Origin of the sequence: Haloarchaeobius baliensis (assembly GCF_052060055.1) — an archaeon.
In the GTDB taxonomy this organism is placed as follows: Archaea; Halobacteriota; Halobacteria; order Halobacteriales; family Natrialbaceae; genus Haloarchaeobius; species Haloarchaeobius baliensis.
Genome location: NZ_JBPPFR010000002.1, coordinates 994,271 through 1,012,678, shown reverse-complemented (window position 1 = coordinate 1,012,678; position 18,408 = coordinate 994,271). Strand labels below are relative to the sequence as shown.

Below are 18,408 nucleotides of genomic sequence, written 5' to 3'. Positions count from 1 at the left end.
AAACCTTGAAACGGGTTCCAATTGAGTTGTGGCCCATGGAGCTGGAAGAAATCAACACCGTCGCAGTTCTCGGTGCGGGCAACATGGGACACGGCATCGCCGAAGTCGCAGCACTCGCGGGCTACGACGTGAAGATGCGCGACATCAAGGACGAGTTCGTCCAGGGCGGCTACGACAAGATCGAGTGGTCGCTCGGCAAGCTCGCCGACAGCGAGCAGATCGGCGAGGACGAGGCCGACGCCGCCCTCGACCGCGTCACGCCGCTGGTCGACCTCGAGGAGACGGTCTCCGACGCCGACGTCGTCATCGAGGCCGTCCCCGAGCGCATGGACGTCAAGGAGGACACCTGGACGGACGTCGAGGCGTACGCGCCCGACCACACCGTCTTCACGACGAACACGTCCTCGCTCTCCATCACGGACCTCTCCGAGTTCACCGACCGTCCGGAGCGCTTCTGCGGGATGCACTTCTTCAACCCGCCGATCCGGATGGACCTCGTCGAGGTCATCTCCGGCGAGCACACCGACACCGAGACGCTGGACATCGTCGAGGACCTCGCCGAGGACTTCGGCAAGACACCGGTCCGCGTCCGCAAGGACGTCCCCGGCTTCATCGTGAACCGCGTCCTCGTCCCGCTGATGAACGAGGCCGCGTGGCTCGTCGACGAGGGCGTCGCGACCATCGAGGAAGTCGACGCGACGACGAAGTTCGACATCGGCCTGCCGATGGGGAGCTTCGAGCTGTCGGACTACGTCGGCATCGACGTCGGCTACCACGTCCTCGACTACATGCACGAGGTCGCGGGCGACCGCTACGAGCCGGCACCGATGATGGTCGAGAAGGTCGAGAACGAGGAGTTCGGCCAGAAGTCCGGGAAGGGGTTCTACGACTACGAGGACGGCGACGGCGCCGACGTCTCGATGGACGACGACCTGTTCAACGAGACCGTCAAGGAGCGCCTGCTCGCCGCGCTCGCGAACGAGGTCGCCTACCTCGTCGGCGACGACGTCGCCTCGCCCGAGGAGATCGACACGGCCGTCAAGCTCGGCGGGCGCTGGCCGAAGGGCCCGGCGAAGTTCTGTGACGAGTACGGCGTCGCGGCGCTCGCGGACGCGCTCGATGCGGCGTACGAGGAGTCCGGTCACCCGCGCTACGAGGCGTTCGACTACCTCGAAACCGTCGTCGAGGAGGGTGGCTTCTACGACCAGGACGAGGGCGACGAGGACGGCGCACCCGACTTCGACACGCTCGAGGTCAGCTACCCCGGCGACATGGTCGGTCAGATCGAGCTCTCTCGGCCCCAGCAGATGAACTCCATCAGCCTCGAACTCATCGAGGAGCTGGACGCCGCCATCGACCTCATGGACGAGGACGAGGACGTGCGCGCCATCCTGCTCACCGGCGCGGGCTCGAAGGCGTTCTCCGCCGGCGCGGACTTCATGAGCATCGCGGGCGGTGGCGCCGACCCGTTCAACGCCGTCGAGCTCTCGAAGTACGGCCAGGAGACGTTCGGTCGCCTCGAGGAGGTCGAGATGCCCGTCGTCGCGGCCATCGACGGCTACTGTCTCGGCGGCGGTATGGAGCTCGCGACCTGCGCCGACGTGCGCGTCGCGACGACGCGCTCCGAGTTCGGCCAGCCCGAGTTCAACCTCGGCCTAATCCCCGGCTGGGGCGGCACCCAGCGTCTCCAGCGCATCGTCGGCATGGGCCGCGCGAAGGAGATCATCCTCACGGCCGAGCGGTTCGAGGCCGAGACGATGGCGGACTACGGCTTCGTGAACGAGGTCTACGAGCCCGACGAGTTCGCCGACGCTGCGGTCGAGTACGCCGAGAAGCTCGCCGGTGGCCCGCCGCTCGCACAGCGGTTCACCAAGCGCGCGATGCTCAAGGGCTGGGACAACCACGAGGCTGGCCTCGAGGTCGAGTCCATGGGCTTCGGCCACGTCGTCGCCAGCGAGGACGTCCACGAGGGGATCAACGCCTTCTTCGGCGACGACGACCCCGAGTTCGAGGGCAAGTAACGGCCCCGGCCGCGGCGGCCCCGTCCGGCTGAGACAGCGTTTTTTCGATACGGCTCCAAGCGGAGGATGTGTACACGGGCAAGACCGAACAGCCGTGCTGCCTCTGCGACGACCCGGACACGGCGGTCAGGCTCGACCTGCCGCCCCGCGCAGTTCCCGAGATGAAGCATGCGGACGCCATCGCCTGGCAGGACATCGTCGGCGAGGTCTCCATCCACTTCTGTGCGAACGACTGGGAACTCGTACGCGACCTCGTCCTCGACATGGGGATGAGCCCGCTGTCGCGGTGCAACGTCGCCCGCGCGTCGTTCGACCTGCGCGAGGACTTCGAGGCGCTCCTGAACGACGTGCGCGACGAGCCCGACCACGGCCCCGTCGAGCGCCGGATGCTCGCGGAGAGCGAGGCGACGCTGTCGGCGGACGAGGCGGAGGACTCCGCACGCGTGCAGGCGAGACTCGTCCAGTGGACGCTCGCGGCAGGCTGACCCGGGGGTGCGCGGACGGCAGGATACGGACCGTCCGGGTCGGAACCGGGGCGAGCCGGAGGGGCAAACCTCAAATCCCCCGCCACGCGAGGTAGGTGTGTGACACTCCTCGACATCATCGACCGGGTCCGGTCGAGCGAGAAGACGCTGACGCTGTTCAACCTCCCGCCAGCGTCGTCGCTGGACACCGAACTCGCGTCGTTCTTCGAGGACATGAACGTCCGTGTCGACGTCGACGAGACGGTCGCCGACGCCCCGACGTTCGCCACGCTGACCGCGCCCGACGAGTTCTACACCGCCGTCGACGGCGAGGAGCTGCAGGCACTGCTCGACGGTCCGACGCCGGGGCCCGACGGCCTGGGCATCGACGACACGGACCACGCCGGACTGCTCTCGCCGCTGAAGGAGACGACGTTCACCTCCTACGACACCGGTCGCATGATGCACGTGACGCGGGAGATCGAGGACCGTGCGTTCCGACACGGGACCGGCGAGCTCCACGTCGGGTTCCAGCAGCTCTCGCGCTTTGCGGCCCAGACCGACGTCTACCGCCGCCTGGCGACGACCGACCTCGACATCCACGTCTACGGCGCACCGGACGCGAGCGTCGAGGTCGACGGGCTGACGGTCCACGCGAACGACGACGAGGAGCTCCAGCGCACCTGGTTCGTCGCGTTCGACGGCGGCGACACGCCCGCCGAGAAGTGCGCGCTCCTCGCCCACGAAGGCGAGATAGAGGGGTTCTACGGCTGCTGGACGTACGACCCGGACGTCGTCGACCGTGTCGTCGAGTACCTCTCCGGGAGGTACGACCGCGTCGCTCCCTGACCCGCCGAAGACGTACATCTCGGGAAGATGTGACAGGGGTACCCCGACGGCTGTTGTTATCTCCGCCAGATTGTATCAGAAGGAAGTAATGTGGGCGCGGCATTTATGAACCATAGACACCATTGACCGAACGTGGCAGAAAACGACGGTCAAGGGGCTGGCGACACATCTGGTGGCCTCGAGGTGCTCGTCGTCGACGACGAGTCGCGACTGGCAGATCTCTTCGCCGCGTGGCTCCAGGCGGACTACAACGTCGAGGCCGCCTACGACGGTGAGTCGGCGCTGGAGCTGATGGCAGACTCGGTCGAGATCGTCCTGCTCGACAGGCGGATGCCGGGCCTCTCTGGCGACGAGGTGTTGGACCGTATCCGCGAGGATGGCTACGACTGTCGAGTCGTGATGGTGACGGCCGTCGACCCGGACTTCGACATCATCGAGATGGGCTTCGACGACTACCTCGTCAAGCCGGTCTCGAAGGACGAACTCCTCGAGGTCGTCGAGAGCGTCACCGGGCGATCCGAGTACGAGACAGACATCCAGGAGTACTACGCGCTCGTCTCGAAGAAGTCCTTGCTCGAGTCCGAGAAATCGGAGCGCGAACTGGAGGACAACGACGAGTACGCCGAGCTCTGTGAGCGCGTGGACGAGCTCCGGGAGCGCGTCGACCAGACTGTCTCCGGGATGAAGGACCACGACGACTTCGTCGGCGCGTTCCAGGACCTCCCCGGCGGCAGCTGATCACGCCGAGTCGACGTCCGAGAACTCGAACCTGGCCCCACCCGCCTGACTCTCGACGACCTGCGTGCTCCAGCCGTGCGCACTCGCGACTTCTCTGACGACCCACAGTCCGATGCCGAGCCCTTCGTCCGAGGTCGTGAAGTCCGAGTCGAACGCGTTCTCTCGCACCTCCTTCGGCATCCCCTCGCCGTCGTCGGCGACGTAGAACCCGACCATCGTCGGCGTCTCCGTCCCGACGTGCTCGACGCCGGTGCCGCCAGCCTCCGGGAACCGGAACCCACCGGTCTCGACGGCGTGGTCCGGCTCCTCGTACAGCAGTCCGACCTCGACGGTCACCGCCTCGCCACCGTGTTCGATGGCGTTCCGGAACAGGTTCTCGAACGCCCGCAGGAGCCGTGAGCGGTCCGCTTCGACGCGGGCGGACCCCTCGATGGAGAGCGTCGCCGCGGGCGTCTCGACGTTCGTCCAGGCCTCGCGGACCAGCGATTCGAGCTCCATCGACTCGGTCTCGGTCACCGTCTGGCCCTGTCTGGCGATGGCGAGCACGTCTGCGACGATGTCCTCCATCCGTTCGAGGCCGTCTGCGACGTGTTCGAGCGAGCTCCGGACGTCGTCCGAGGCGCTCTCCAGCGCCAGTTCCAGGTAGCCCTGCGAGACGCCGAGCGGGTTCCGGAGGTCGTGGCTGACGATGCTCGCGAACGCGTCGAGGCGCTCGTTCTGGCGCTGGAGCTCGCGTTCGCGCTGTTTCCGTTCCGTGATGTCGCGCATGACGCCGACGGTGCCCCGGAACTCCCCGTCGTCGTAGGGCAGCAGTGCGAACTGGACCTCGCAGGGGTAGCTGCGGCCGTCCTTCGTGTGGATGGTCACCTCGGCGGTCTCGCCCTCCATCCGGTCCGCGGCGACCATCTCCTGGATGCGCTTCGCACCGCGCTCGACGTCCGCCTGGTCGAGGACGATGGAGATGTGCTCGCCGAGCAGGCCCTCCCGGCTGTAGCCGGTCATCGACCGCATCGCGTTGTTGACGGTCATGAAGTGGCCGTCGGCGTCGAGTGCGTACATGCCGTCGCCGACGGTCTCGACGAGCCGTTCGTACCGTCTGAGCACCCGCTCCTGCTGGTCGATGCGCCCGCGGATGGCGATGGTGTCGAGGACGTGCGAGACGCTACTCGCGATCTCCCAGAGCGCGCTGACCTCCATCTCGGAGAACCCACCGGGGTCGTCGGAGTAGACGCCGAGGACGCCGTACAGCTCGTCGTCCGAGTACAGCGGCGCGACGACGACGGCGTTGCAGTCGCGTTCGGTCGCGGCCGAGCGCCACGGCACGGCCGCCCGGTGGGCCTCGATGTCGTTGACGACCTGTGGTTCGCGGGTCCGCAGGGCACGCTCGATGACCGTCTGCTGGCCGCCACCGCGGCCGACGGGGAAGGTGACGCTCACCGGCCAGTCGTCGGTCGCGCTCGCGGACACCCACGGGACGACCTGTCCCTCGCGCTTGTCGTACTCGCCGATCCAGGCGAACGTGTAGCGGCCGCCGAGGGTGAGCTGCTCGCAGACGGCCTGCTCGATGTCCATCGGCGAGGAGGCGTCGACGAGCGCGCGCTTCACGTCGCGGACGAGGTCCTCGGGGCGGCTTCCCCCGGGCGGGGCGGCGTCGGTCGGGTTGCGGACGACCGAGTTGGCGACCCAGGCGGCGAACGCGTCGTCGGAGCCGGCGTCGCCGACGCCGTCGAGGAAGTCGACGACCTCCATCACGGCCGCGCCGCTGCCGCGTTCGGCCTCGTACTCGGTGAGCACGAGCAGCGGGATGTCGGGGTGACGCTCGCGGGTCGCCTGGAGCACCGCGGGGGCGGCGTCGATGGTCGCCATGTCGCTGACGATGCAGTCGAGCTCGCCGTCGGCGAGGTGCTCGATGACCCCGGTGAAGCCGGCCGCGGTGAGCACCTCGACGTTCGGGTAGGACCACTGCAGGGGGGCTGCCAGACTGGCGCGCAACTGCGCGTCGTTGCTGATGATGAGAACCCGTTTCGTGGCCGTCATTTGTTGAGTCCTGCTCGCGACCGGTCACGTCTCGCCGGCGTCGGCCGGTCGCGGTTCTGTTGACCTTCTGTTTCGGTGTCGCGATAAAGACGCTTGTGGTTGTCTACCCTGGTCGCGCCGCGGTGCCGGGACGACGACGGCGACTCCGGGAACCAGAACGGCTAACGCCGCCGAGCACGGTGGGCTCCGTATGGCCACTGCCGAGGCGTACACGCTGTGGTTCCACATCGCTGCGGGAGTCCTCGCGCTCCTCGGTGGCTTCGGCGCACTCGTGACCTCGAAGGGGAGCCGTCGCCACCGGCTGTCGGGGCGGATCTACGTCGCGGCGATGACCGCCGTCGTCGCGACGGTCCCCGTGCTGTTCGCGTTCGAGCAGAGCTTCCTGCGGGCGTTCCTCGTGCTCGTCGCCGTCTTCAGCGGCTACCTCGTCTTCTCCGGGTACCGGACGATGACCGGCCGACCCGTCGGCGGCGCGAAGACCGTCGACTGGCTCGGTGCGGTTCTCGTCGTCGCGGCCTGCCTCGCGCTCGGCGGCTGGGGCGTCTCGCTGCTCGTGGCGGGGACGGGGATGGGGCTCGTGCTCTCGGTGTTCGGGGGCATCGGCCTCCTGATGGGCGTCGGCGACATCCGGGCGTTCCGGACCGGCGACACGAGGGACGGCCCCGTCGTCGACCACCTGAGCAGGATGGTCGGCGGCTACATCGCGACGGTCACCGCCGTCGCGGTGGTCAACCTCGCCGGAACGCCCGTCCCGGCGGTCGTCGCGTGGCTCGGGCCGACCGCCCTCGGCGTGCCCCTCATCCTCTACTGGCAGGCGAGGTACGCCGACGTCGGGCCGCTCTCGGGCGTCTTCTGAACCGGGGGGAGGACCGTCGAGACCTACGCCTGCCGGTAGATGAGGTTGCGCTGGATGGCGTTCGCGCCCTCGTAGATGACCGGGATACGGACGTCGCGGTACACACGGGCGATGCGACGCTCGTCGAGCACGGAGCGACCGCCGTGGAGCTGCATCCCCAGCTCGGCGTTCTGGGTCGCGGTCTCGGTCGCCTTCGTCTTCGCCAGCGCGGCCCAGTAGCCGGGGTTCTGTCCCGACGAGACCTTCTCGCAGGCGCGCCAGACGAGCGACCGGGCGGCCTCGAACTCCAGCAGCATGTCGGCGAGGTCGTGCTGGACCGCCTGGAAGTCCGAGATGGAGCGCCCGAACTGCTCGCGGTCGTGCGTGAACTCCCAGGCCTCCTCGATGGCGGCGGCGGCGAGCCCGAGTCCGTGGCCCGCGACGGCGATGCGGCCGTGGTTGAAGAAGTCGGCGAGCATCATGAAGCCGTTCCCCTCGTGGCCGACGAGGTTCTCCTCGGGGATGCGGGCGCCGTCGAAGGTGATGTGGGCCTGCTTGGACGCACGGAAGCCCATCTTCTCGGGGATGTGCTCGGCCTCGTAGCCGTCGACGTCGGTGGGCACGATGAAGATGGAGTGGTTGCCGTAGCGGTTGTCCTCGTCGTCGCCGGTCCGGGCGTAGACGGTGATCCAGTCGGCCTCGACGCCGTTGCCGATCCAGTACTTCTCGCCGTCGAGGACGTACTCGTCGCCGTCCTTCTCGGCCGTCGTCTCGATGCCGGCGAGGTCGCTGCCGGTCTCGGGCTCGGAGACCGCCAGCCCGGAGATCTGTTCGCCCTCGGCGACGGGCCGGAGGAACCGCTCCTTCTGTTCCTCGTTCCCGTACTCGTAGGTCATCTCGCAGCCGAAGCTGGCGAGCTGGAGGGTGAGCGCGATGCCGGCGTCGGCCCGGTAGAACTCCTCGGTCATCGCGAGAATCTCCGGGAGCGAGAGTCCCCGGCCGCCGTACTCCTCGGGGATGTCCTGGGCGACCAGCCCGGCCTCCTGTCCGGCCTCGAGCACCTCCCAGGGGTACTCCCCGCTCTGGTGGTGCGCCTGGGCGTTCGGCTCGATGTGTTCGGCGGCGAACTCGCGCGCCTCGGCCTTGATATCGTGGGCAGTCTCCGGAACGAGACTGTCCTCCAAGAGCTCCATGGGCCGGCTTCGGACCGGACACTCAAATACGGTGCGCCGACGGCCCGCGTACCCCGGGGTCCGGCCGTCCGCCGTCGAGTGACCCGTGACGAGGCGGAGCCTCAGGCCGCCTCGAACTCGACCCGGTAGCCGCGTCCCCCGAAGGCGAACGCGACGCCGTCGGGCACCGTCGGCAGCCCCAGGTTCGCTGCCCCGTTGGCGAGCCGTTCGCGTCGGACGTCGGGCGTCCGGAGCTCGACCCGTCGCAGCTCGTCGTCCTCGACGAGGTAGCCGAGCGTGTCGCGCAGCGCCTCGAACTGGAGCACCTGCGGCAGGACGAGTGAACGGTCGGGCAGAGTCGCGGTGCGCTCGACTACCACGAGCGCGTCCGACGGACCGGAGTCGCCCCTCGCGGTCACCTGGAGGGTGTCACCGCTCCGCGTCGTCGACTCGACCATGCCGGACGGCGCGAGCTCGGGCGCGTCGCCGACGAGGTCCACCAGCGCGGCGAAGATGTCCGTCGACGTCCACGTATTGCCTCGCCAGACGTCGACGCGCGGGTAGGCGACGGCGTACCGCCCCGGCGTCAGGCCGCCGATGGTCGCGGGGTCACCGTAGTCGAGCCGGGGGCGACTGTCGACGTCGAAGGTCGTGGTGTCGGTCTCCCCGGGTCTGACGACCGTCTCGCCGTCCTCGGGCCGGGCAACCAGTGGTGCGACGATCTTCCAGTCGCCGTCGTACCGGTGGAGGAGGGCCCACGCCCCGTCGTGGACCAGCGAGCCCGGACCGTAGTTGGACAGCGTGGCCCGGAGTCGCCCGTTCGTGAGCCCGACCTGCTCCGCGCTCGGGTCGAGGTAGCGACTCGTCTCGGCGTCGGCCTCGTGAAACCAGCGGACGACTCCGTCGTTCGCGGCCAGCGCGGGCGTCGACGGGTCCGTGAACTGCGAGCTCCCCGGCTCGGTCCCGCGGCGGGGGAACACCGAGAGGCCGAGCGTCCAGCCGCCGTCGCCCGCCAGCTCGTACTGACCGGTCGGGAGGCAGACGTCGGCGCCCCGCATCACGACCACACCGTAGAGCCCGCCGACGGTCGCTCCGGGCGGGATGGTCACCGACCGGGTGGTGTCCTCGGCGTCGACGACCGACTGGGAGCGGGTCTTCCAGCAGTCGTTCCACAGGCGGACGCCCTCGGTCGGCTCGGGGCGGGAGACGGGGACGACGTACAGCGGGAGGTCACCGCCGCGGAGCCGATAGCTCGAGACTGGGGGCGTCGCGCCGAACTCGACCGTCCGGTCGGACTCGGCGACGTTCCGGAGACCGATCCAGAGCAGTGCCGGGTGCGACTCGGTCGCCGCCCCGACGAAGCCGGCCTCGGTGGCGAGCCCGTCGGGAACGTCCGTGGCGCGGAGCGAGACGAGCCGTTTGTCGGGACCGACCTCGGTACGGGTGGTCGGCGTCGGCACGACGGTCGGCTCCGCGAAGGGCGACTCGGTCGCCGTCGGGGTCGGTGTCTCGACGTCCAGCGGCGGTCGCGTCGTCCGACCACTGTCGTCTGCGAGGCCGTTACAGCCGGCGATGGAGGCGGTTGCGAGGGTGGAGAGCAGGGCACGGCGGCGCATCGATTCCCGCTACGTGACGCAGGATGAAAGGCGTTGAGTCCACCGGGGCGTGCAGGAACTTATATACCGCCCCCAGCCGAACGTGTCAACAACCAATGAGTCGTGACGGTGGTGCCGACGCGACGGTCTGCCCGTCCTGTGGCACGCGGGCGGACGCCGGTGACCGGTTCTGCTCGGCCTGCGGGACGTCGCTCGCCGCCGACCGGGACGGTGAGTCGACCGGCCCGACGGCCCGAGCGAGGTCGCCCACGCGACCGGGCGACGATGACGACCCGACTGACCGGGGGACCGGCGACGGAGAACCCGGCGAGTCGGAGGAGATGCTGTGGGCGACAGACCCGGCGTCGCCGGCGGCGGTGCCGGACGGGTCTACGGCGGGCGACGCGGACGATTCGGGCGATGCGGGCGCTACGGGCGATGCGGGCGATGCGGGCGACGACGTCGACGTCGGTCGTGGTGGGGCCGCCACCGGCAGTCGTGACGGCGACGATGAGCGACACCCGTCCGACGAAGAGAGGTCGACCCGTGATGGAGAGGACTGGACCGACGCCGCGGACGGCGACGAGGAATCCCTGGAGTCCTGGCAGAAGCGCTGTCCCGAGTGCGGGTCCGTGCTCGTCGCACAGGCGGTCCGCTGCACCGGCTGTGGTGCGTCCCAGCCGGACGTCGCCGGGTCGGCCGACGATGCGGACAGAGCGGCGGAGTCGCCCCACGACACCCGAGCAGCAGACACCGGCTCGGACGGTCCGGAGTCGCCCTCCCGACGGCACGGGGTCAGCGAGAGCAACTATCGCGAGCGCCCCCGACGGGAGCGCCCAGAGGGAGCACGGAACCGCGACGGGCGTCGCACCGGGCCGCGCGAGGACCGTGGCCGAGTGACGGATGCCGGCGGCGGCGAGGTCCAGTACGAACGCGAACGGCGCGCCGAACCGGTCAGCTCCGACCGGGAACCAGCGCGCGAGGCCGCCGGGGGCTACCGCGAGCGGCCCCGACGTGACCAGCATCGGGATGAACCACCACGACGCGAGCCAGCACGGCGGCCGGCGCCGGAGCGCGACCGCAGCGAACGGCTGGCCGAGCGACAGGCCGCACGGCGGGCCGATGCGGACGCCCCGTACGAACCGGCCGCCCCGAGCAGCCGCTGGTGGGCCGGAGTACTCGTCCCCGCGGTACTGACGTTCCTGGGAGCGGCCGTCGGAATCGCAGCGGACCCGACGGCCGTCGCGGCCGGGACGGTCCCCTGGGTCGGCGACGGTGCCGGGCTGCTCGAACTCGGGGTGGTGCTGACGCCGACGCTCGCCCCCTTCGCCCTCTACTTCGACCGGCGGTACGTCGCCCACGAGACCGGACGCAAGCCCTCGGCCGCGTACTACCTCGTCGCAGTGCCGTACCTGAACCTCGTCGTCACCGGGCTCTACCTCTGGTGGCGGCAGCAGTGGCTCGCGTCGGCCTGAGCCTGGGCTCGCGTCCAGGTACTGGTACCAGTTGGCGAGAAGAACTAAACGCGCGACTGACAAGAGTCCTGCATGGTGGGACGATGACAGCAGTCTCGACGGCGGACGGGATCAAGTACGGGTTCAAACTGATGGGCTACCAGCTCCTGGTGGCGCTCGTCGGTGGCGGCATCGCTTTCGTCGGTCTCTTCCTCACGAGTGCCGTCGGTGCCGCAGCCATCGACAACGGGTCTGCCGGCGGTGGCATCGTCGCCCTCCTCCTCGGCGGCGTGTTCGTCCTCGCGGGCGCCGCGGTCTGGCTCGCCGGGATGGCCGGGACGACGTACAAGGTCGTCGCCGACGCGGTCGAGGCCGGGACCCAGAGTGCGTCCACCGGCGTCGGCCGAGCGGCCACCTCGGGAACCCCACAGCGGGCCTCGGGGCGGGAGGCTCGAACCGGTCGGAGCGGTGGACGGTCGGGCGGCACCTCCTCGAACACCGGTGGCACGTCCGCCAGCTCGAACTCCCGGTCCGGAAGCGACCAGTCGGCGAGCGCGGAGCCGTCGGGGAGCCGCCGGTCGCCGTCCGGGTCAGCGTCGAAGTCTGGGTCGGCCTCCACGTCGGGGGCGTCCTCGAAGTCCGGGTCGTCGGTCGAGACGTCCCGACGCGACTCCTCCGGGAATCGGTCCGGCAAGCGAGACTCCTCCGGGAGCCGGTCCGGCAAGCGCGGCTCCGGGGACCGTGGCGGGTCGTCCGGCTCGGGGAACTCGCGGAGCGGCGACCGCCGGCGCCGGAGCGACGAGTAACCGACAGCGGGGCGGGACGGATTCCACCCGCGGCTGGCCGGGAGGACCATCCTTTTGTCCGACCGGACCCCGTCCACGAGCATGTACCTCGCCGATCAGGCGTGGCCGGAGCTCGGCGACTACTTCGCCGAGGAGTCGCTCGCGGTCGTCCCCCTCGGGTCGACGGAGCAGCACGGGCCACACCTCCCCGAGAGCACCGACCACGTGATCGCAGAGCACCTCGCGCGCGAGGCGGCCGACCGCGCCGGCTACCTCTGCACGCCGACGGTGAACGTGGGCGTCAGCATGCACCATCGGCAGTTCCACGGGACGATGTCGGTCGACCCGCCGGCGTTCCGCGACTACGTCGAGAGCATGACGTGCAGCCTCACCCACCACGGCATCGACCGTGTCGTCTACGTCAACGCCCACGGTGGCAACATGCAGCACCTCCGCGAGGTCGGCCGTCGCCTGCGCGACGACCGCACCGCCTTCGCCGTCGAGTGGATGTGGGACGAGTCCATCCCCGACCTCGTCGACGAGCTGTTCGCGCACAACGGCCCCCACGGCGGCCCGAAGGAGACGGCGATGCTGCTGTACCTCGACCCCGAGAACGTCCACGACGACCGGCTCGAGGAGGCCCGCGACGGCGGCCGCGTGAACCTCGAGGACGGGGACCCCACCATCCACGGCGCGCGGAACTACTACGACGCCATCGACAACTCGCCCAACGGCGTCTTCGGCGACCAGACCGACGCGACGGCCGAGAAGGGCGAGCAGCTGTTCGAGGCCGCGACCGAGCAGCTCGTCGCCCTGCTGGAGTGGCTCGACGAGCAGCCGTTCGACGACCTCATGGGCGAACCGCACGTCGACCCGCAGCCGGGCAGTCGGCGGTAGCTCCGCGGCTCCGGGCCGTCTTCTCGCCCAGTGCGCCGGTCCAGAAGCGCGGGGAGTACGCCTGCAGCCCATGTTTCGAAACGAATATCAGTCGCTTGTCGAAAGCGAGGGTATGGACGAACGCGTCAGGGAGCAGGCGGAAGTACTCGTCGAGGACTGTGCCGAGGTCGAGAACGGTGACAACGTCACCATCACGGGACCGCCGGAGGCGGAGGACCTCGCCGTGGCCATCGCCGAACTCCTCGGCGAGAAGGGCGCGCATCCCCAGACGCGCCTCCAGTCGAGTCGCGTCAACCGTGCGTACATGCTCGCCGCGGACCCCGAGGACTTCGACACGCCCTCGCACACGCTGGCTGCCGCCGAGGAGACGGACGCCTTCATCTCCATCCGCGGCTCCGCCAACATGTTCGAACAGAGCGACGTGCCGCCGGAGAAGACCCAGGCACGGAGCCAGCACATGAAGCCCATCCAGGAGACGGTGATGGAGTCGAACTGGGTCGTCACGCAGTACCCCGCGGCGGGCGACGCCCAGAAGGCCGAGATGAGCACCGAGGCGTACGAGGAGTTCGTCTGGGGTGCCATCAACAAGGACTGGGACGAGCAGCACGAGTTCCAGAAGCACATGGTCGAGATCCTCGACCCCGCCGACGAGGTCCGCATCGTCAGCGGCGACACCACCGACATCACGATGTCCGTCGCTGGCAACATCACCATCAACGACACCGCAGAGAACAACATGCCCGGCGGCGAGGTGTTCACCGCGCCCACACCCGACAGCGTCGAGGGCGAGGTGCTGTTCGACAAGCCGCTGATGGCCCAGGGCCGCGAGGTCACGAACGTCTACCTCCGCTTCGAGGAGGGCGAGGTCGTCGAGCACAGCGCCGAGAAGAACGAGGAGGTCCTCTCGGCGGTTCTGGACACCGACGAGGGTGCCCGCCGTCTCGGCGAGCTCGGCATCGGCATGAACCGCGACATCGACCGGTTCACGTACAACATGCTGTTCGACGAGAAGATGGGCGACACCATCCACCTCGCTCTCGGCCGGGCCTACGACAAGAACATCGGCGAGGAGAACGAGGGCAACGACTCCGTCGTCCACCAGGACATGATCGTCGACATGAGCGAGGACTCGTTCATCGAGGTCGACGGCGAGGTCGTGCAGCGCAACGGGACGTTCCGGTTCGAGGACGGGTTCGAAGAGTAGGGAGATCCGGAGTGAGCGCTAGCGAGAATCTCCGAGAGGCGCAGCGACCCGCGAGCGCTGGCTACCCCAGCCGGTAGCTGACCGCGATTCCCTCCCCCACGGGCAGCACGTTCGTCTCGAACTCGGGGTCGGAGCGCACCGTCTCCAGGTAGTCCGCGATGCCCTGCGTGTGCTCGTTCACCTCGCCGGGGTCGTCGCCCTCGACGATGGCGAGCAGCTTCTCGAACTCGATGATGCCGGCTGTCATGGCGTTGTCGGCGACGACGATACCGCCGGGGGCGACCTTCTCGCGGACGGCGTCGAACGCCTCCCGGTAGCGGTGCTTCTGGTGGTCGATCAGCACGCAGTCGAACGCGCCATCGTACCGCTCGATGGCGTCGAGTGCGTCCCCGTGTTCGTAGCGTGCGATGTCGTCCAGCCCGCCGCGACGCAGGAACTCGCGGGCCATGTCCAGTTCCTCCTCGTCGAACTCGGTGAGGACGAGCTCGCCGTCGGCGGGGAGCGCCTGCCCCCACCAGTACGCGGAGTAGCCGAAGCCGGAGCCGAACTCGAAGACGCGCTCGGCGTCGACCATCCGGGCGAACGTGCGGAGCAGGCCGCCGACCTCGGGGCCGACGTGCGGGAAGTCGTGTTCCTCGGCGTAGGCGTCCATCTCGGCGGCGAGGTCGTCGCCTTCCGGTGCGGTCGCGCGGACGAACCGTGCGGTCTCGTCTCGGAGGAGGTCCATGGTGGAGATGCGGGCGTCGGTTCCCTAAACGTTCCTCCGGCCTGCCCGGTTCACGCGTCCCGGATCGCCGCCCGGTCCACCGCGAACCCGTCGACCGGCAGGGTCGTCTCGCCGTCGACCGCCAGGTCGGCCAGCGCCTCGCCGACCGCGCTGGCGAACTTGAAGCCGTGTCCCGAGAAGCCCGCCGCGACGACGACGTTCTCACGCTCGGGGAGGCTGTCGACGACGAAGTCCATGTCCGGCGAGTTGGTGAACATGCACGTCGAGAGCCCCATCGTCGGCCCGTCCGCGGCGGGGAAGTGGTCGCGCAGCAGGCCCCGGAGCGCGTCCTCGTCCTCGCGGGTCGGGTCGGCCACCGAATCGGGGTCGACCGTCTCGTGCAGGTGATGGTACAGCCCGACCTTCACACCCGGGCGGTCGTAGCGCGGGAAGCCGTAGTACTCGGCCCCGTCGTCGCTCTCGGTGACGAACACCGGGAACCGTTCGGGCGTGAAGTCGTCGTCGCGCTCGGGCGGCTGGAACCAGCCGAGCACCTGCCGTTCGGGGACGACCGCACCGTCGAGGTCGGGCAGCAGGTCGGCGGTCCACGCGCCAGCCGCGAGCACGAGGGAGCCGGCGGCGTACTCGCCACGGTCCGTCTCGACGCGGACCCCGCGCTCGCCGGCGTCCCAGTCCGTCACCGTCTCGCGGGCATGGACAGTCGCACCCTCGGCCATGGCGTGTTCGACGTGCGCGCTGACCGCTCGCTCGCAGTCGAGGAACCCGCCGTCGGGCTGGTAGAGCGCGTCGTAGTCCTCGGGCACGCCGTAGCCGGGGAACCGCTCGTTCAGCTCGCGCCCCGTCATCGTCTCGTGGTCGAGCCCGTGGTTCTCGCAGGCCAGCCGCGCGCCGTCGACGAGGTCGCCGTCGGGCGGGGCGGCACAGACCGAGCCCGTCACGTGGAGCAGGTCCCGGCCGGTCGCGGCTTCGAGTTCGCGCCAGTTCTCGTAGGCGCGCTCGACCAGCGGCACGTAGTCGGGGTGCTCGTGGTACGCCTTCCGGATGATGCGCGTCGAGCCGTGCGAGGAGCCGTTGCTGTGCGGGATGTCGAACCGCTCGATGCCCAGCACGTCGACGCCGCGCGTGGCGAGGTGGGCACACGCCGCGCTGCCCATGCCGCCAACCCCGACCACGACGACGTCGTACTCGTCGGTCATGGACTGTCGAACGCACCGCGAGGAGAAAAGACGGTGGGCTACCGGAACCGCCCGACGGGGAACGCCACCTTGTCCGGGTGCTCCTGGAACCGCGCGAGTATCTGCTCGTACAGCGCGTTCTTGGTGCGCTGTATCTGCCGTGGCCGGGTCAGGAACCGGAGCCTGAGTTCGACCCACGTCTCGCCCTGGCTGACGTTCACGGACGGACGGCCCTGCACCTCGAGGTCGACCGGCGTCTCCGCCAGCTGTTCGCGGTAGGTCTCGATGCGTCGCTCCATCTCGTCGCCGAGGTGGTCGTCGGCGACCTCACGCATCACCTGCTTCGCGAAGGCGAGGTCGGTCTCGTAGGACACCTGCATCGACACCTCGCGCCAGACGAACGGGAAGTCGTCGCGCGAGTAGTTGAACACCTCCGAGGTCAGGATGACGTTGTTCGGCACCGTCACCGTCCGCCCGGATGGCTGATGCGAGGAGACGAGGTCACCGTCGACCTCCCACAGCGTCGTCACGAGGAAGTCGACGTCGATGACGTCGCCCTTCGCGTCCTCGATGCGCACCCGGTCGCCCACCTGGTACGGCCGCATCGAGAGGATGTACACCCAGCCGAGCAGTGACGTGAGCGGCTGCTGGAGCGCAACCGTCACCCCGAAGCCGACGATCCCCAGCGAGAACAGGACGCCGAGCCACTGGTCGGTCAGCACGCCCGCGACCGCGACGATGGCCGCGACGACCATGACGAGCCGAACGACGTTCCTGAGGTCGTGCCGGCGGCGCTTGTCGTGGACAAGGCGGCTCATCCCTGCCGAGAGCAGGAGGTAGGTTCCGTAGGTCCCGCTCGCGATGGCCAGCGCGAGCAGCCCCTTCAAAGCCCACGGTTTGAGGGACTCCTGGGACGCCGGCGGGACCCACGCCGTCTCGAGCACGCTCACCGCGACGATGGCCAGCAGGGCGACGACGAACGCGAGGTAGCCGAGGCGTCGCTTCACACCCGGGAGTGGAAACCCGTCGTCAAAACGGTTGTGCTCGGGCGGGTCCCTTCGACGCGTCGAACCAGCCGGCCTTTTTAAGGGTGGCACTCCAATCCCCGGCCATGCAGGAGGTACTCGACCGCGTGGAGAATCTCGTCCACCCGGAGACCCAGGTTCGAGAGCACGGCATCGACCTGACCGTCAGCGCCATCCACGAGGTGACCGGGCCGGGGCGCATCGACTTCGGCGGCGACGAGCTCGCCGAGGCCGACCTCGAGCCCCACGAACTGACCCGTCGGAACCCCGACGACGAGTACCAGTGGTGGCACCTCGACGCCGGGACGTACGTCCTCCAGTACAACGAGCTGGTGACCGGCGACGAGCACGCCCGGCTGCTGCTCCAGCCCCGGAACAAGCTGATGGCCCGCGGGGCGTCGCACCCGACGGTGACCGTGGGCAAGCACCTCCCGCTCGTCCCGCTGACGGTCGGCGGCGCCGGCATCGAGATCAAGGAGAACGCGCGGGTGTCGACGGTGGTCCCGGTCGAGGCGGGGCCGTCGGTCGGTGACGGGGTCGACGACGCCGTCGACGCCGATATCGTCGAGTGAGGCCGCAGCGAGGGGCGGTCGAGCTGTCGCCCGTCAGCGGTCCCGCGCCGCCGACACGACCGCCCGGACCCGCTTCTCGGCGACGGGGTTCGTGGTCCCCCCGTCCTCCTTCAGCGCGGTGCCGACGACCACGCCATCGGCCAGTTCCAGCGTCTCGCCGACGGAATCGGCGGTCACGCCGCTCCCGACGAACAGCGGCGTCCCCGGCACCGCGTCGTCGATAGTCTCGCGGGCGGTCTCCAGGACCCCGCGGTCCGTCGGGTCGCCGGTGCCGGAGCCCGAGACGACGATGCCGTCGGCCAGCCCGCGCTCGACGGCGTCGACCAGCTCCTCGCGCATCGGTCGGTCCGCCAGCGGCGCGGCGTGCTTGACGCCCACGTCCGCGAGGAGGGCGACGTCGGCGTCGAGTCGCTCCCGCAGGCGCATCGTCTCGTGAGCCTGCCCCTGGATGAGCCCCTGGTCGGTGACGGTCGCGCCCACGTGGGCGTTGACCCGGATGTAGTCCGCCCCGACGGCGGCCGCGATCGACAGGGCGGCCGCTGCGTCGTTCCGGAGGACGTTGATGCCGACCGGCACCGACACCTCGTCGACCAGTTCCGTCCCGAGCGAGGCCATCTCCGCGACGACGTGCTTCGGCACGTCCTCCGGGTAGAACGGAGCGTCCCCGAAGTTCTCCACCATGATGCCGTCCACGCCGCCGGCCTCCAGCGCGCGGGCGTCGGCGAGCATCCGCTCACGCAGCCCCTCCCGGTCCCCGTCGAACCGGGGCGCACCCGGCAGCGGTGGTAGGTGGACCATGCCGACGACCGGCGCGTCCGTCCCGAACGTCTCTTGCAGGTTCATGCGAGCGGATTGTCC

At 69.5% G+C, this 18,408-nt stretch carries 17 protein-coding genes; 10 read left to right on the top strand and 7 right to left on the bottom strand.

The genetic code is table 11. The annotated features are described in order from the left end of the window. Positions 1–35: 35 nt before the first annotated feature. The 4 genes from ACSG06_RS15995 (at position 36) to ACSG06_RS15980 (ending at position 4,072) form a co-directional block, all read left to right on the top strand. Positions 36–2,021: a 3-hydroxyacyl-CoA dehydrogenase/enoyl-CoA hydratase family protein gene (locus ACSG06_RS15995; RefSeq protein ID WP_440991274.1), complete on the top strand. Its 1,986-nt coding sequence runs from the start codon at positions 36–38 to the stop codon at positions 2,019–2,021. A gap of 68 nt (positions 2,022–2,089) precedes the next feature. Further along, positions 2,090–2,506, top strand: a complete 417-nt coding sequence (locus tag ACSG06_RS15990) for a DUF7960 family protein (protein ID WP_440991273.1) — start codon at positions 2,090–2,092, stop codon at positions 2,504–2,506. A 99-nt stretch (positions 2,507–2,605) separates the two neighbouring features. Next, complete coding sequence (locus tag ACSG06_RS15985) at positions 2,606–3,334, top strand: DICT sensory domain-containing protein (RefSeq protein WP_440991272.1); 729 nt, start codon at positions 2,606–2,608, stop codon at positions 3,332–3,334. Between the two features lie 132 nt (positions 3,335–3,466). Then, on the top strand, positions 3,467–4,072 hold the full coding sequence (locus ACSG06_RS15980; protein ID WP_440991271.1) for a HalX domain-containing protein: 606 nt from the start codon (positions 3,467–3,469) through the stop codon (positions 4,070–4,072). Here the strand turns inward: ACSG06_RS15980 and ACSG06_RS15975 are convergent, their stop codons facing one another. Next, complete coding sequence (locus ACSG06_RS15975; RefSeq protein WP_440991270.1) at positions 4,073–6,109, bottom strand: PAS domain S-box protein; 2,037 nt, start codon at positions 6,107–6,109, stop codon at positions 4,073–4,075. A 190-nt stretch (positions 6,110–6,299) separates the two neighbouring features. On the opposite strand from ACSG06_RS15975, the gene ACSG06_RS15970 reads away from it, so the two are divergent. Then, positions 6,300–6,965 carry a DUF2306 domain-containing protein gene (locus ACSG06_RS15970; protein WP_440991269.1) on the top strand — a complete coding sequence of 222 codons (666 nt, stop codon included), beginning with the start codon at positions 6,300–6,302 and terminating at the stop codon, positions 6,963–6,965. 23 nt (positions 6,966–6,988) lie between these two features. Here ACSG06_RS15970 and ACSG06_RS15965 read toward each other — a convergent pair whose 3' ends face one another. Together ACSG06_RS15965 and ACSG06_RS15960 are read right to left on the bottom strand one after the other, a co-directional pair. Beyond that, entirely contained in the window at positions 6,989–8,137 is a 1,149-nt protein-coding gene (locus tag ACSG06_RS15965) for an acyl-CoA dehydrogenase family protein (RefSeq protein ID WP_440991268.1), read from the bottom strand. A 101-nt stretch (positions 8,138–8,238) separates the two neighbouring features. Next, a complete protein-coding gene (locus tag ACSG06_RS15960; RefSeq protein WP_440991267.1) occupies positions 8,239–9,732 on the bottom strand; it encodes a hypothetical protein in 1,494 nt (497 codons plus the stop codon). 95 nt (positions 9,733–9,827) lie between these two features. On the opposite strand from ACSG06_RS15960, the gene ACSG06_RS15955 reads away from it, so the two are divergent. From ACSG06_RS15955 to ACSG06_RS15940, 4 genes are all read left to right on the top strand, one after another. Next, a complete protein-coding gene (locus ACSG06_RS15955) occupies positions 9,828–11,186 on the top strand; it encodes a zinc ribbon domain-containing protein (RefSeq protein WP_440991266.1) in 1,359 nt (452 codons plus the stop codon). Positions 11,187–11,269: 83 nt separating this feature from the next. After that, positions 11,270–11,971 (top strand): hypothetical protein, encoded by a 702-nt coding sequence (locus ACSG06_RS15950; RefSeq protein ID WP_440991265.1) that lies wholly within the window; start codon positions 11,270–11,272, stop codon positions 11,969–11,971. Between the two features lie 81 nt (positions 11,972–12,052). Continuing rightward, on the top strand, positions 12,053–12,847 hold the full coding sequence (locus ACSG06_RS15945) for a creatininase family protein (RefSeq protein ID WP_440991264.1): 795 nt from the start codon (positions 12,053–12,055) through the stop codon (positions 12,845–12,847). 112 nt (positions 12,848–12,959) lie between these two features. After that, a complete protein-coding gene (locus tag ACSG06_RS15940; protein ID WP_440991263.1) occupies positions 12,960–14,051 on the top strand; it encodes an aminopeptidase in 1,092 nt (363 codons plus the stop codon). Positions 14,052–14,112: 61 nt separating this feature from the next. Here ACSG06_RS15940 and ACSG06_RS15935 read toward each other — a convergent pair whose 3' ends face one another. The 3 genes from ACSG06_RS15935 to ACSG06_RS15925 are packed head-to-tail and all read right to left on the bottom strand — an operon-like array spanning position 14,113 to position 16,960. Next, the gene (locus ACSG06_RS15935) at positions 14,113–14,778 is read right to left on the bottom strand and encodes an O-methyltransferase (RefSeq protein WP_440991262.1); all 666 of its coding nucleotides are present in this window, start codon (positions 14,776–14,778) and stop codon (positions 14,113–14,115) included. A 50-nt stretch (positions 14,779–14,828) separates the two neighbouring features. Next, complete coding sequence (gene solA, locus ACSG06_RS15930; RefSeq protein WP_440991261.1) at positions 14,829–15,974, bottom strand: N-methyl-L-tryptophan oxidase; 1,146 nt, start codon at positions 15,972–15,974, stop codon at positions 14,829–14,831. A gap of 38 nt (positions 15,975–16,012) precedes the next feature. Beyond that, positions 16,013–16,960 carry a mechanosensitive ion channel family protein gene (locus tag ACSG06_RS15925; RefSeq protein WP_440991260.1) on the bottom strand — a complete coding sequence of 316 codons (948 nt, stop codon included), beginning with the start codon at positions 16,958–16,960 and terminating at the stop codon, positions 16,013–16,015. A 104-nt stretch (positions 16,961–17,064) separates the two neighbouring features. Here ACSG06_RS15925 and ACSG06_RS15920 point away from each other — a divergent pair, with 104 nt between their 5' ends. Beyond that, complete coding sequence (locus ACSG06_RS15920) at positions 17,065–17,550, top strand: dCTP deaminase/dUTPase family protein (RefSeq protein WP_440991259.1); 486 nt, start codon at positions 17,065–17,067, stop codon at positions 17,548–17,550. A 33-nt stretch (positions 17,551–17,583) separates the two neighbouring features. Here ACSG06_RS15920 and ACSG06_RS15915 read toward each other — a convergent pair whose 3' ends face one another. Further along, positions 17,584–18,393 carry a BtpA/SgcQ family protein gene (locus ACSG06_RS15915; protein ID WP_440991258.1) on the bottom strand — a complete coding sequence of 270 codons (810 nt, stop codon included), beginning with the start codon at positions 18,391–18,393 and terminating at the stop codon, positions 17,584–17,586. Positions 18,394–18,408: the final 15 nt, after the last annotated feature.